The sequence below is a fragment of the Sporosarcina sp. E16_3 genome, from assembly GCF_017347125.1.
Classification (GTDB): domain Bacteria; phylum Bacillota; class Bacilli; order Bacillales_A; family Planococcaceae; genus Sporosarcina.
In genome coordinates this window covers 1-13953 of record NZ_JADPRX010000040.1, presented here as the reverse complement: position 1 = coordinate 13953, position 13953 = coordinate 1, and the positions used below count along the sequence as shown (strand labels likewise).

12 protein-coding genes are annotated in these 13953 nt (G+C 40.0%); 7 read left to right on the top strand and 5 right to left on the bottom strand.

The features are described from left to right. Positions 1-81: 81 nt before the first annotated feature. The 3 genes from speB to I2483_RS17225 all read right to left on the bottom strand — a co-directional run bounded on the left by speB (position 82) and on the right by I2483_RS17225 (position 3253). On the bottom strand, positions 82-1077 hold the full coding sequence (speB, locus tag I2483_RS17235) for an agmatinase (protein ID WP_207278354.1): 996 nt from the start codon (positions 1075-1077) through the stop codon (positions 82-84). 241 nt (positions 1078-1318) lie between these two features. Continuing rightward, positions 1319-2680, bottom strand: a complete 1362-nt coding sequence (locus tag I2483_RS17230) for a sigma-54 interaction domain-containing protein (RefSeq protein ID WP_207278353.1) — start codon at positions 2678-2680, stop codon at positions 1319-1321. Between the two features lie 306 nt (positions 2681-2986). Beyond that, a complete protein-coding gene (locus tag I2483_RS17225) occupies positions 2987-3253 on the bottom strand; it encodes a hypothetical protein (protein WP_207278352.1) in 267 nt (88 codons plus the stop codon). A gap of 477 nt (positions 3254-3730) precedes the next feature. Between I2483_RS17225 and I2483_RS17220 the strand changes: the two genes are divergently transcribed. The 3 genes from I2483_RS17220 to I2483_RS17210 are packed head-to-tail and all read left to right on the top strand — an operon-like array spanning position 3731 to position 7981. After that, positions 3731-5947 (top strand): EAL domain-containing protein, encoded by a 2217-nt coding sequence (locus I2483_RS17220; protein ID WP_218624996.1) that lies wholly within the window; start codon positions 3731-3733, stop codon positions 5945-5947. A 23-nt stretch (positions 5948-5970) separates the two neighbouring features. Then, a complete protein-coding gene (locus I2483_RS17215; protein ID WP_207278351.1) occupies positions 5971-7605 on the top strand; it encodes a thiamine pyrophosphate-binding protein in 1635 nt (544 codons plus the stop codon). Position 7606: 1 nt separating this feature from the next. Further along, positions 7607-7981 (top strand): carboxymuconolactone decarboxylase family protein, encoded by a 375-nt coding sequence (locus tag I2483_RS17210; RefSeq protein WP_207278350.1) that lies wholly within the window; start codon positions 7607-7609, stop codon positions 7979-7981. Positions 7982-8376: 395 nt separating this feature from the next. Here I2483_RS17210 and I2483_RS17205 read toward each other — a convergent pair whose 3' ends face one another. Then, positions 8377-9759, bottom strand: a complete 1383-nt coding sequence (locus I2483_RS17205) for a catalase (RefSeq protein ID WP_207278349.1) — start codon at positions 9757-9759, stop codon at positions 8377-8379. A gap of 254 nt (positions 9760-10013) precedes the next feature. On the opposite strand from I2483_RS17205, the gene I2483_RS17200 reads away from it, so the two are divergent. The 4 genes from I2483_RS17200 to I2483_RS19580 all read left to right on the top strand — a co-directional run bounded on the left by I2483_RS17200 (position 10014) and on the right by I2483_RS19580 (position 11442). Then, positions 10014-10235, top strand: a complete 222-nt coding sequence (locus tag I2483_RS17200) for a DUF1659 domain-containing protein (protein WP_207278348.1) — start codon at positions 10014-10016, stop codon at positions 10233-10235. A 56-nt stretch (positions 10236-10291) separates the two neighbouring features. Next, positions 10292-10510: a DUF2922 domain-containing protein gene (locus tag I2483_RS17195; protein WP_207278347.1), complete on the top strand. Its 219-nt coding sequence runs from the start codon at positions 10292-10294 to the stop codon at positions 10508-10510. Between the two features lie 76 nt (positions 10511-10586). Then, positions 10587-10715 carry a YvrJ family protein gene (locus I2483_RS17190; protein WP_082786727.1) on the top strand — a complete coding sequence of 43 codons (129 nt, stop codon included), beginning with the start codon at positions 10587-10589 and terminating at the stop codon, positions 10713-10715. A 103-nt stretch (positions 10716-10818) separates the two neighbouring features. Beyond that, entirely contained in the window at positions 10819-11442 is a 624-nt protein-coding gene (locus I2483_RS19580) for a peptidoglycan DD-metalloendopeptidase family protein (RefSeq protein ID WP_207278346.1), read from the top strand. A 513-nt stretch (positions 11443-11955) separates the two neighbouring features. On the opposite strand, the gene I2483_RS17180 is transcribed toward I2483_RS19580, so the two are convergent. Further along, positions 11956-13095 carry a Fic family protein gene (locus I2483_RS17180; protein ID WP_207278345.1) on the bottom strand — a complete coding sequence of 380 codons (1140 nt, stop codon included), beginning with the start codon at positions 13093-13095 and terminating at the stop codon, positions 11956-11958. Positions 13096-13953: the final 858 nt, after the last annotated feature.

Below are 13953 nucleotides of genomic sequence, written 5' to 3'. Positions count from 1 at the left end.
AGTAAAAGGCCGCTTCAGTGTATGAAAAGAAGGTCATAGAGAACGGTGTAAACACCCTTCTTTATGTTTTAAAATGAGTTTTCAATTAGTTACTTGCGCATTTGCAGCTACTACTAACTGTGGAGCAAGTTCTTTTTCCTTTAGAATAAAGCTAATAAAATCAAGTATAAGTCTTGCACCTACCTGACTCGTAATACCAGTAGGATCATAGGGAGGAGAAACTTCTACTAAGTCAAAACCGATGACATTCCCCCTTTTTGCAATCCCTTCCAACAGTTCATTCACTTCATCGTAATACAATCCACCAGGAGAAGGGGTACCTGTACCAGGTGCCAAGGATGGGTCTAATCCATCGATGTCAATTGTCACGTAGTAGTTTTCTCCTTCTGGAATTAGAGCTACTACTGATTCAATGCTCATTTTCCTCATTTCGCGTGGAGACAAGATAACACTTCCATATTCCCTAGCAGCATCTACATCTTCCTTCTTGCTACTACTAATTCCACGTATGCCGAATTGGAACATCTTATCAACATAGTCCATTTCCGCCAATCGACGAAGCGTACTTCCATGCCCAAATCGTTGGCCTGAACGATGATCAGCCCAATCTAAGTGCGCATCGATTTGAATGACGTGGAATGGCCCAACGGAATCTAATGCTCTACCAACGGGTATTGTAATGGAATGATCTCCGCCCATTACGACAGGTATTGCTCCTTTAGATACGATTTTTCGAATCGACTCTTCAACATTATCGAAGCTCTGTTCTAAATCACCATGAACGATATCTACATCCCCGCAATCGACCACTTTGCAGTCCGGACCTAAATACATAATATCTTTTTCAATATCATAAGCCCCTTCAAGTCCGAAACTATATAAAGTAGAACCTTCTCGCATTCCACGTGGCCCCATTCTAGTACCCGACTTCCACTGTGTCCCCATGTCATAAGGAACGCCAATAACCGCTACATCTGCTTCTAGTTCGTCAAGACTCGTACAGATTGGATACTTCCCAAACGAGCAAATACCAGTGAATGGAAGGTTAAGAATTTGTTTTTCATTTCGATTTGTCATCATACATCCTCCTCATAGTGTGAAACGCAGATTCAAGGAAAAAAAGACTCTCTCACTGCCTTTCTTCTCGATGATTACTATAATTGCAAGTTTCGTGCCAACTATTCATGATGGTTTTAGAGTAACAGCGTAAGCACTTGTTCAGCCCATACAGACGCTAGAATCTAGACAGGAAGTCTTCACGTTAGAAATTATCCTCAATAGGGGATTTACTAATTTCCTAAGCAAAACAAAAAGCCAGTCAGTTTTGACTAGCTTGTTGATTAACATACTGACTGATTTTTCTACTTGCTGTGGATTGGCTAATCCCTAACATCTTTGCTAACTTAACACTGCTTGGATATTGTTCGTACATTCGAACAATATAATCGCCTTCAACCATCTCTATATAGTTATCTAACGTCATAACAGCTTTTTGAGGAGGTGTTAGTCCGACTAAATCAACGTCAATAAGATTTTCATTCGAAGTGATTAATATGCGCTCAACAAAATTTCGAAGTTCCCTTATATTGCCCCTCCACTCCTGCCTATTTAGCCAGGAAACCATATTAGCGGAAAACGCTCTATTCATTTTGTATTTATCATTAAATTCACCTAATAATTCAGTAACTAATACATTTATCTCTTCCCTTCTTTCACGTAAAGGGGGAATAGCAATCTTGATAACATTAATTCTGTAGTATAGATCTTCTCGAAACTTTTTTTCAGCAATTAACTTTTGGAGATCTTGGTTCGTTGCACAAATCACTCTGCAGTTTAACTTAATAATTGAACTGCCACCTACCCGTTGAATCGTTAAGTTTTGAAGGACAGACAACAGTTTAACTTGAAGATTTAACGGCAACTCAGAAATTTCATCAAGTAATATAGTACCTTTCCCGGCAGCTTCGAAATAACCTTTTTTTCCTCCTTTCTTTGCTCCTGTAAACGCACCTTCCTCATAACCAAATAGCTCAGATTCAATTAACGACTCAGGAATAGCCCCACAGTTAACTTCGACAAAAGGTTCATTATTTCGATTGGATGTTTGGTGGATTTTCTGTGCAATGAAGTTCTTCCCTACTCCTGATTCCCCCTCCAATAAGACTGAAACGTCTATACAGGATACCTTTTCAACAATTCGAAGGACATTCCTCATTTCTCCAAGATGAGTAGAAGAGGAAATCAAATTCCCCCTTTTTATCTTTTCAATTTCTTCTTCATATAAAAGCATTATTTTTGCTACTTGATCATTCGTCTTTTTTAGATAATCAAGTTCTGTAATATCCCTTGAAAAACTAAGGGCCCCCAATAGTTCTTGCTTATCGTTAATAATCGGATAGCCAGACACAACTATTTTTCTTCCCATTGTAGTTTCTTGAATTATGGTTTCGATTTTCCTTGTTTTTAACACCTTGCCAATAACCGAAGGAGATAAAATACCATCCCTCTCTAAAACAAACACATTTTGATTGATAATCTCCTTTGCATCAATTCCAAAAAAGTTTTTAAAGCTGTCACTGGAATATATAATGGTACCGTCTTGGTCAGTTACAAAGATTTCGTCAAATGAATATTGGATGATATTCTCCAAAACTAGTTGGCTTTTCTGTAATGGAAGCATTCGTTATTCCTCCTATTCAGTTATGAATACATACTATTCTAATTTGACTGTAAATTCAATAGTGCAGAGTACTTGCTCTTGGTACAAGGAAAGATAATTCACGCAGATGGCTAATCTAGTTATTAGTATTGAGTAGCAATAGGTCACAACTGTTTAGTGCGGGCAACTTGGAAAGAATGAATTATAGCGATTTGGACAAACGTAATCATGCAAAAAAACCAGACATTTTTCTAATTTGTCTGGTCTTCGTACTATTATCATACAATCGTAGTCAATTAACTGAGTAGCTTCACGTACCGCCACTGTTCACCCTACACTACTTAAACTACGTCTCCACTTCCGTCCATCTCTTCGATGTATGGGTAGTATGTGGTGATAATATACGAATGGGAGATCCATGTCCTTAACGCTTTCTACATAAGTCCTATTTACATAGAAAAGATCACCTCTTCTGGATAGCCCAGTTTCAAGGTCTTCGTCAACGATTGTAATCGTTCCACTATCCCTTTTTCTCAGATGATCGATTAGCCCCTGTGTATCTTTATTGTTGCCCAATATAATAAAAGCCCGCATACATATAACCCCATTTCTTATTTTTAATAAACACCCTATTCAAATGCAGTTAGTTTGCCTTAGTTCTAATCACCCGTATATAGTTCGAAAAACAATGTGGTAATCCTCTACATGTCTATAGTACCATTAATTCAGAATAAATACATAACAATATTTTGTGATGCGTAGGACGCTATATGTCGATACAAAGTATTCCATTATATTAAAATGATAGCGTATTTTCAGAGCAGCTCCGCTCACTATTCCCTGAAATCACTTTTTTCTTTATGCAACGCTTGCAGGTACGCATATAGTTGGATTGATAATACGATTGGAATGCGGTAAAATTGGTATACTAAGAACCCTTTCTACTGGTTATTTTGTAATAATTCCACCTCGGAAGAAGAGGATTTTTTTTACTTTTCCATCAAAAAATGTAGCTACTAATTTAAACTAGGGTATAGATAATACATACAAAAGCGATAGGAGGAGATAAAAATGACGGAACCATACTATATAAAAGAGTCTAAAAGAATGTGCAAAGAGTCCGGGATGGATCCTAATGAGGTATCAAGACCCAAGAACTTTTTAAGCGAAGTCGAATTTGCTGACAAAAGAAAATCATATAGTGAAATCCTGTCAGTTGTGAGTTTTTTCTCAAATAAGCTACTAAACTCCTTAAAAGGCACCCCGATACTCGTAGTTGTTTCAGATGAAAACGGATATCTTCTTGAAATAGAAGGAGATGAAACCATAAAGTCTACCATTGAACAATTCGGGATTAAATTAGGAAGTTTGTTCACCCAGGAAGATACAGGTACAAACGTTGTTAGTCTTTCATTGCTACAAAAGCACCCGATCAGTTTAATTGGCGATCAACATTATCATACGTTTCTTCATGGCATTGCGTGTTATGGGACTGCATTTCATTATACAGATGACAATAACTTACTTGGTAGCGTGTCCATCATGATGCCCATCTCGTTTCAAAACCCACTTTTTCTAACGATGTTAACCCAGGCCGTTGATTCAATTGAGAGAGAACTTTTGTTAAGGAAACAAAATAAGAAGCTTAATATTATGAATCAGATCATGTTAAGCAGGACAAGAAATGGGATTGTTGTCACGGATGAGTTCGGAATCACGACTGAGTTTAATGAATTTGCCGAAAAAATCTCGAATAACAGCAGAGAATCTGTTGTAGGAAGACATATTTACGATTCGCCTATAACAGGAGATTATTTTAAAGAAGTACTGGAACAAGGAAAAATAGTCGAAAACGAAGAAATCAAATTTAAAGATGACGCGGGTAACCTAGTTGTCTGCCTGTTCGATGCCCAGCCCATTTATGAAGACTACAAAATGATTGGTGCCTTTGGCCAGTTCAGGGATATTTCAGACCGTTACTTATTGCAGGAAAAATATAACTACTTAGCCTATCATGATGATTTAACAAACCTGCCAAACAGACGATATATTAATAGAGAAGTAGAGACCATCATCACAGAACTAAATGCAGGTCACCACCGGACTATGGCTCTTCTATACATAGATCTGGACCGTTTTAAAGTCATTAACGATAACTTCGGTCATTCACATGGGGATGAACTCATTATTAAGGTAAGCGAGCGTTTACGCAGTTGTCTTGGAGAAAAGGATACACTTGCCCGAATGGGTGGGGATGAATTTATTTTCCTGCTTACCGATTTTGTTAGTCCTGATTATGCCACGACAAAGGCTGAAGAGATACTCAATCTGTTTCATGAACCTTTTCAAGTCGGCACGAAAGAGTTACATACGACAGCGAGTATCGGGATTGCGATTTATCCTGACTACCCTATTTCAATGGAGAAGCTCATGGTCTATGCAGATAATGCGATGTACCAGGCAAAATCACAAGGTAAAAATCGCTATGTAATTCATACCTCCGAATTATTAGAAGATATGATGGACGAATACAGTCTCGAGATCGATTTAAGAAGAGCACTTGAGAATAATGAGTTTGTTCTTCATTATCAGCCGCAAATTCATAACCAATCCGGTAAGTTGGTTGGGTTTGAAGCGTTAATTCGCTGGCAGCATCCTCGGCTAGGCCTGCTCCCTCCAGGGAAATTTATCAAACTAGCTGAAGAAAACGGCTTGATCACCCAAATTGGGGAGTGGGTCATCAATGAAGCATGTTCACAAAACAAAAAATGGCAGAATGCTGGAATGGAACCGATAAAAGTCTCCGTTAATCTATCTACCCAGCAATTTCTTACAAGAAATCTCGTAACCTATATGGAGGACGTGCTGAAACGTACAGCACTTGACCCGCACTATATCGTAGTAGAGATTACTGAATATATGGCGATGGAGTACGACTACTCCATTATCGTATTGAATAAGCTGAAATCGCTCGGCATCGGCATCAGTATTGACGATTTTGGGACTGGCTATAGCTCGCTGAATTATCTTAAAAACTTCCCGATTGATTATATTAAGATCGACAAATCCTTCATTAGCGAAATAATGAACGATCCGAATGACGCCATTATTGTAAAAGCAATTATCACGTTAGCACACAACCTTCAAAAAGAAGTGATTGCAGAAGGCGTTGAAACAAAGGAACAGCTCGACTTTCTGACAAAACACCAATGTGATATAACACAAGGCTACTTCTTCAGCAAGCCACTTCCAATTGAGGAAATCGAGAAGATTTATTTGGAACGATAAAGATAATTGGAGGAGCAAAAAACATGACAACGACTGCATCCGTATTAGTATCGAATTTTAAACAGTGGGGAATTAATCATATTTTCGGCATTCCAGGGAAGGCAATATCCCCTATCTTATTCGAAATATTAAAACATGATTTGGAATTTGTGTTAAGTAAACATGAAGCAGCGGCTGGGTTTGAAGCTTCTGGCTATGCCTTAATGAATCAGAAAATCGGGGTAGCAGTTGGTACGTCTGGGCCTGGTGGGACCAACTTGCTGACAGCTGCTGGTCAGGCGAAAGCTTCCAATCTACCCCTACTAATTATCACAGGACACCCTTCGTTGAAAGATACTGGAAAAGCTATGGGACAGGATTCTAGCATATTCGGTACCGATCTTGTGGAAATGTTCAAATCTGTCACCAAGTTTAGTGCACGAGTAGAACGAGGTGATATGCTACAGCCGTTCTTGCAGCATGCCCTTGAAAAGGCGTTATCAGGCGTAAAAGGGCCTGTACATCTATCAATCCCGTTTGATATTTTACTAGAAGAGATTGAACCATTCCAACTAGAATTACCAGTGTCCCATGAAATGGTCTCACCCAAAACGGGAGAAGTCATCGAAAAACTGAATGCAGCCAAGCGTCCCCTTCTATTCCTTGGAAAAGGCGTTCATTCCAGCAAGGCCTATGAAGAAGTGCAGCATCTTGCTGAGCATTGGAACATCCCTGTTATCACCACACCAGGAGGAAAAGGTACATTCCCATCCAATCATACGCTTTCATTAGGAGCATTTGGACTAGGTGGTACTACAGAAGCATCCGCCTATTTGAATGAACCCGTTGATGTATTAATTGTGATTGGATCAAAACTGAGTGACATGTCAATCGCTGGCCTATCTGAAGCAATGTACCCAGAACACGTCATCCACTTTGACTATGACCAAACCTATATTGGAAAAGCGATTCACGTACCAACTACTCCTGTGCTTGGCGATATAAAATCGAATCTGACAGCGGTTTTAAAGGATATACCGAAAACAAACAGTGAAGCCTTTTTATTACCAATCGAGTTAAGCCCACTTCAAGATAATCAGCCGGGTGAGCGAATGTCTGCGGTCCAAGTATTACGGGCGATGCGTAACACGCTTCCAGATGACGCGATTATTTTTGGAGATGATGGAAGTCACTCTTTCTATGGCATCAAATACTTTGATATTTACAAACCAGGGACTTTCTTCTTTGATGATATATTCGGTGCGATGGGTAACGGAATCGGCTATTCCATCGGTGCAAAACTCGCAGCCCCCGAGAAAACAATTATCTGCTTAGTCGGTGATGGTTGTATGTTCATGCATGGTACGGAACTTTCCACAGCGTACAATTACAACTCCCCTGTCCTGTTTATCGTTTTGAATAATGGACGATTAGACATGGTGGAAAAAGGAATGCAAAAAATGATTGGCACGTCCATCGGTGGTATTTATGAGACCCCACTCGATGTAGCCAAATTTGCAGAATCAATGGGACTAACTGCGACTACATGCCATAATCCTTATGATTTAACTGGTGCTATAAAAGAAGCGTTACAACTGATTAAAGAAACTAACAAACCGTTTGTAATTGAAGCATTGGTTCTTGAAAATGAAATTCCACCAACCATGGGGAGGCAGTAATATGGAAGATAGCAAACGATACGAGTCCGGTGTAAAGGTAATGGAAGAATTATTCTCACAAGAAGTACGTACTGGCATGGAAGAAATAAAAAAAATTTCACCTGACCTTTTTAATATGATTGTGTCGTTCGGCTTTGGGGATCTTTACACTAGAAAAGCTCTTTCTCTCAAAGAACGGGAATACATAACACTCACTTCTCTCATCACACAGGGTGCTTTTGAGCAGTTAAAGGTTCACTTGCAGGCATCTTTAAACATCGGCCTCACAAAAGATGAAATTATTGAAATCATCATCCATTGCGTTGGGTATGTCGGCTTCCCAAAAGCCGTTCAGGCAATGGGAATCGCTGGGGAGATTTTCGAACAGAATGAGTAGAATGTGTCGGTACCTGAACGAGTACTGTGCTTGAAACATCTGAATAACCATAGAAAAAACCAGACAGTGCCAATTTGTCTGGTTTTTTTAGTATGCAATTTGTGGTGGATTATCTTGGTGACGTCGCGGACGGTATGACTAGTTGATTATTCGGGGTTGGTTGGTTGGATGCTTTTATAGTATTGTTGGACACTATTGCTGCTTCGTTGGACGCTTCGATAATTTTGTTGGACACTTTGCCGTTGGTTGGACGCTATTCGGCGTTGGTTGGACACTTTTCCGGCTTTGTTGGATGCTTCGATAAACTTTGATTAATGTAGTGAAGACAATTGAACTCACTTACTTATATAGGTGGGTACTACTTTTAACAATTTAACTCTTTCCGGGTTATAGAATTAACCCTTCGTTGGCATTTCTATTGCCTTTACAACCCGTTCGCCTAATTCCGGCGATGCATTATACAGATACGTTAAAACAATGCGTCGTGTTTCTTGGGATATGCCGGCAAGACCGGCAGAAAGATTAGTTACTAGGTGGTCTTGCTGCACAGGGGGAAGAGATTGATAAAATTGCCCGGCCTGCGTAAAATCATCCTGTTTTGGCAAATCGGATCGTTCCAGATGCCCCTCCACAAACCTACCATTTCCGCTTGTTACGAGATTTGCTGGCGACCAATCTTCCTGATGATTGATAGGTATTTTCCGAAAATCCGGTCCAAGCCGCCGACGCTGGGAATCGGAGTAAATATTGGCGCGTCCCTGTAGCATCTTATCATCTGATAACTCTACCCCATCTAAAAGATTGGATGGTGAAAACGCCAGTTTTTCCACTTGTTCCAGATAGTTATCCGGGTTTCGGTTCAACCTCAAGCGGCCAACCGGTCTCAAAGGGTACTGCTGTTCGTCCCAAACTTTTGTGTCATCCATTGGATCATAAGACAGAATGGTTTCGTCACTTGGATTCATAAGCTGCACATAAAGCCCATATACAACGGGCTCCCCCTTTGCTAGTGCATCATGTAAATCCTTCCCAGCAATATCCGGATTCTCGCCATTCCACCTTGCCGCCTCTTGACTGTCTATATACTGCTCCCCAGCCTCAGGAATCCAGTGATATTTAACATAACTGCGAACGCCCTCCCCGTTCCTCCAAACGTAGGTATTCACACCATAACCTGGCATGTGGCGAAAGCTTTTTACTGTGCCTGCGTCAGAGAAAAGGCGAACAACGAAATGGGTTGATTCTGGTGCTCTGGCTACGAAGCTCCAGAACCGTTCGGGATCCATCAGGTTAGTTACCGGCGAGGGTGATAAAGCCTGGACGGCCTCTGGAAAGCGTATGGCATCTCGTACTAAAAATACAGGAATATGGTTGAAGACCAAATCAAAAATACCCTCTTCAGTATAAAACTTAGTAGAAAATCCACGCACATTTCGTGAGGTATCCGGAGTGCCTTTATTGCTGACGGCCAGCGAAAACCTTACCGTAACTGGAACTCGCTGCCCTGGATTTTGTAAAAAGCTAAGCTTCGTATAGTTTGCCATAGAATACACGGTCTCAAAGTAACCGAAAGCACCAAAGCCTTTAGCATGCACTGGTCTTTCTAAAATTGTTGAATGGACAAAGGTCTCCAATGTTTCATGCAAAATACTGTCTTGCTCCAGTACAGGACCCCATTCACCTACAGTCTGTGAATGCATATCTTTAGCGCTTCCTTTTGGACTATTGCTGTTTAGATGCGTGGAAGGGCCTGATTCCCTTCCATTGTTTTCTCTCATAGTTATTCCTGCCTCCTGTACCCCCAAGTTAATTCCTTAAGATACACTAGTATTTATGTGAGGCTCCATCCAATTATGAATATAGCTAGCTGAATAACCACGCAAAAAAGATCAGACATCTGCGTACATGTCCAATCTTCATAGTAATAAATGGTATGGTGCCTGAAATTAAAATCGGTACCTGATAATTTAAAAACACTGTCCCCTTTCCTTCCCCATCACTCTATATAAAGGGTGAAAGGAGGTGAAATACAATGGCAGCAACAATCGAATTTCAACAAGCGGCGGGCCGCGTTTTCTTCGACGGTGGTTTAACAGAGGACGGAAAGATTATCCGCAAAGCGAAGACGTACCGCAACATCAAGGAAAATGCACCAGCTGTGAACTTGTACAAAGCGTTGGAGCAACTTGGTCAGCTTTCAACTTTGCCGTTCATCGGAGCGGATATCGTGGAAACATCGAGCTTGATTGATTGATCAGGAAAAGCGCAGGGCGCCCGGAGTCTAGACAATAGAAAGGGGGGGGATAAAACATGGCTAAAACACTACAATTGAACTTCAACACAGCAAGCGGAAAAAAGGTGAGTTTGACGGTGGATGAACCACGTGCAAATTTGACGCCGCAAAGCATCGAATTGGCGATGCAGGAGATCATTGCTGCGAACGTATTCGAAATAAACGGCGCTCCACTCGCAACAGTTGTTAGCGCTCGGGTTATTGAGCGCAATGTAACAGAACTTGTAAACGGCTAACTAGCAGCAACGACCGGTTCACCAGTTTTCGGACTGGGGACCGTTTTTTTCATGTAGAAAGAGAGGAGGAAACGAGATGGAACAATGGATGAGTCTCATACAGGAAGTCGGTTTTCCGATATTCGTATCATTCTATCTTTTGCACCGGCTCGAAACAAAACTCGTCGCGATCCATGATGTGTTGGTTTCATTAAAAATGCAGTAAATTTTAATCCATTTCTACTCGTTGGAAATTTCAGCTAGGCTACTCGCTCACGTTGCCTAGCTGGATTCTATATGTGCCTAATTTGGAGATAGAAGGTGAACTAATGTTTAGTAAACCATGCGAGGGTCATGTCACATCTCCTTTCGGTTACCGCATCCATCCGATTACTAATTTACGAACGATGCACGTTGGTGTCGATTACGGAAATACTTCATACAACAATACAATCATTGCAGCAGCTGCTGGAGAAGTTACTTTTTCTAGGTCTACAAATGGGTATGGAAATACAGTTATGATTGTTCACTCACTAGGTGGAAAGACGTTTGAAACCGTGTACGCACATCTGCAGTCAATCGCTGTGAAAGTCGGACAGACAGTCAAACAGGGCGAACGTATCGGCGTGAAAGGGACGACTGGAAATAGTACGGGGATCCATCTTCATTTCGAGGTACACATCGGCCGTTGGAATAACAAATTTACGAATGCGGTTGATCCGTTACGTTATGTTGTGGATCCTGATGTGAAACAACTACAAAGCTTGCTTGTCAAAATAGGTTACAACATAGCTGTGGATGGGCTAAACGGTCCCGCTACAAAGTCTGCGGTTAAGTCATTTCAGAAGGCTTTTGGACTTGTTGTAGACGGAATTCCAGGGAAGTTGACGACAGCTGCACTTGCTAATATGGCGACAGATAATGTGGCCCAAGTATCGAATCCGAAATCATAGACGTTCAAATACGGCGTCAGTAGTGCCGGGGTATAGTAAGCCTAAGAAAAGCCCAATTTCTCATTTTGATGAGAAATTGGGCTTTTACGAGTGAGTCTAGGACTAGTTCGTTGGACAGCTCATGGCTTTTGTTGGACACTTCGCGAAATTGGTTGGACATCTTAGTAAGGTACCCAAAACTAATCCATAAAAAAAGAAAGCAGGTAAACTCCCCCACTTTCAAGATACATTAGTCTATAAATTCATTCTTTATCTTAAGAACTTGTTCTTCATCTAGCTCTGTTACCTCCATAACATCGTCGATATCCATTCCTTTTGCTAAGAGGCTCTTCATTCGCCTTTTTCTTGTGATCTATGCTTCCCATAGGAAGTCTCCTTTCTGTGTGATATAAACTGGTTTAGTCATCAGTCATTATTTTACAGGCGGGCTCAATTTTAACATATTATAGAAGTCTAACGTTATGATTTGTGAGTATTCTTACAGCTATGCAACGCTAATGGGTAGCTAAAACTTCAATCTAAAATCGTTATAATATATGTTCCTCTATTTTCTCCAGGTTTAATGACCTGTAATTCTTTTAATCTTGATAGGTTTTTAGCAATGCTAGAAGCTGATGCGCTCAACATATCATCAAAAATCTGACGATGAAATTCATCTCCATCTTCCATTCGAGCAATAATTTCAAACATCGTTCGTGCATGCCCCTTACCTAATAATTCATTGACATGTTTAATTCTGTCATACCGCTGAAGTTCTTTTAACACCTTCATTAGAGAGGCATTAATACATTCTAAATAAAATGTTATAAATGGCTTTAAATCGCCTTGGGATGCTTGCATAAGAGTATCGTAATATTCATCAATTCTTTTATCAAAAAACTCTTCAACACTAAATGCATCTTTTATTGTACTTAAATCCGGATGTATAAGGGCAACAAGCGTAGAAAAAGCACGTGCTGTCCTCCCATTTCCATCTGGGAAAGGATGAATATACCCAATGATATGGTGGGTAATCCCTGAGATCAACAAAGGATGTATTTTAAATTGAGGATTCACTTGTTGATCGTACGGATTTTCATGACCAGTTACACTGGTATACAGCCAAGTAAAGAAGGCCCCCATCAAAGGTGGAACATCTAGATATGACGGTGGAATATAACTGACTTCTCCATCTCCATCCTGTAGCGTAACTGGGATTTGACGATAGCCATTGGGATGTCCTGTCAAGTCCCTCATTAAGAGCTCGTGAATTGTTTTCAAGACCTGTTCATCAATATTAGAAAAATCAAGACGAGGATTTAAGTTATATAAATAGTCATACGCCTCAAATACATTTCTAACTTCCAGCTTAAACTTTTGCGAAGTTGTTAAGCCCTCAATCTTATAGTTAGAGTAGAGTTTTTCAACCTCTTTATATTCAAGTTTGTTTTGTTCAATCTTGGTTGTAAAATGTGCTGTTCTTACCATGGAATTTCGAAGGATTGTCGGTTTAAGCGGATGGTTTTTCAAACCTAGTCTTGCTAACGCACCTATATTTCTTTCAGCTTCCATAATTAATTCAAGAAGTTCGTAATCATAAAGATTTAAGTTCGGTTTATAAACCAATCGCCCATCTTCATTAATGAAATGTTTTTCCGAAAAAGTATACGTCATTTAACTCACTCCTTTACACCTGAAAACCCTACAGTGGCAGTACTATATATTAATTTTATTATATGCCATTACACTAAGTATGTACACTTAAAATTACTTTATAAGTGTTAGCGTAAATTTGAAAGATATCTTTGAGTAGTCGAATTACGACAATTCAGATTCCCGAAAAAAAAGAGGAAGCCGACCAAATATTGATATGGTTAACTTCCCCTTTTTATTTATGCAATTGTAGCCTGTTTTTAATAATAACTTTACGAAGTTGGTTACACACTTTCTGATCTTTGTTGGACAATTCGATGGTTTCGTTGGAAGTTTCCCTGTTTGTTGGACACTTTCCCGAGTTGGTTGGACATCTTAGTGAGGTACCTAAAACTAATCCATAAAAAAGAAAGCAGGTAGACTCTCCTACTTCCAAGATACATTAGTTAAAAAGAACGCCAGGGTGGACTTTCAGCCTCGTTGATTATTCAATTTCGCTAACTACCCCGTTTGGTCCTACTGTGAAATACCAGTGTCCCTCCAAAAAACAAAAGACCTTCTAAAAGGACTTTAAATTTGTACATACAATCTATAATGGATACTACGCAGTATCCGCCAACGCGGTAGTATGCCCCATTCCCTCACACTGGATTATTTTTATTTAATGCGCTTGCCCTCTTCTGAAAAAATCAAAAAAACTTTTTTCACAAAGTTGTCCCCTAAATCGCAATTTTCATCTATATAAAAAATAAAGGGGATATTCTTTATGACAACTTACCTTTCTGAGTACGCTCACTTCACAAACAAACACGATCTAGACGCGGCGACAAGACAACATGTACTCACGAATTGGGATGCTATGAACCAAACTGAGCGGGC

What these genes read in the sequence shown, in the direction of transcription:
- speB (WP_207278354.1), bottom strand. Translation starts at nt 1,077, where the DNA reads ATGACAAATCGAAATGAAAAACAAATTCTTAACCTTCCATTCACTGGT.
- I2483_RS17230 (WP_207278353.1), bottom strand. Translation starts at nt 2,680, where the DNA reads ATGCTTCCATTACAGAAAAGCCAACTAGTTTTGGAGAATATCATCCAA.
- I2483_RS17225 (WP_207278352.1), bottom strand. Translation starts at nt 3,253, where the DNA reads ATGCGGGCTTTTATTATATTGGGCAACAATAAAGATACACAGGGGCTA.
- I2483_RS17220 (WP_218624996.1), top strand. Translation starts at nt 3,731, where the DNA reads ATGACGGAACCATACTATATAAAAGAGTCTAAAAGAATGTGCAAAGAG.
- I2483_RS17215 (WP_207278351.1), top strand. Translation starts at nt 5,971, where the DNA reads ATGACAACGACTGCATCCGTATTAGTATCGAATTTTAAACAGTGGGGA.
- I2483_RS17210 (WP_207278350.1), top strand. Translation starts at nt 7,607, where the DNA reads ATGGAAGATAGCAAACGATACGAGTCCGGTGTAAAGGTAATGGAAGAA.
- I2483_RS17205 (WP_207278349.1), bottom strand. Translation starts at nt 9,759, where the DNA reads ATGAGAGAAAACAATGGAAGGGAATCAGGCCCTTCCACGCATCTAAAC.
- I2483_RS17200 (WP_207278348.1), top strand. Translation starts at nt 10,014, where the DNA reads ATGGCAGCAACAATCGAATTTCAACAAGCGGCGGGCCGCGTTTTCTTC.
- I2483_RS17195 (WP_207278347.1), top strand. Translation starts at nt 10,292, where the DNA reads ATGGCTAAAACACTACAATTGAACTTCAACACAGCAAGCGGAAAAAAG.
- I2483_RS17190 (WP_082786727.1), top strand. Translation starts at nt 10,587, where the DNA reads ATGGAACAATGGATGAGTCTCATACAGGAAGTCGGTTTTCCGATATTC.
- I2483_RS19580 (WP_207278346.1), top strand. Translation starts at nt 10,819, where the DNA reads ATGTTTAGTAAACCATGCGAGGGTCATGTCACATCTCCTTTCGGTTAC.
- I2483_RS17180 (WP_207278345.1), bottom strand. Translation starts at nt 13,095, where the DNA reads ATGACGTATACTTTTTCGGAAAAACATTTCATTAATGAAGATGGGCGA.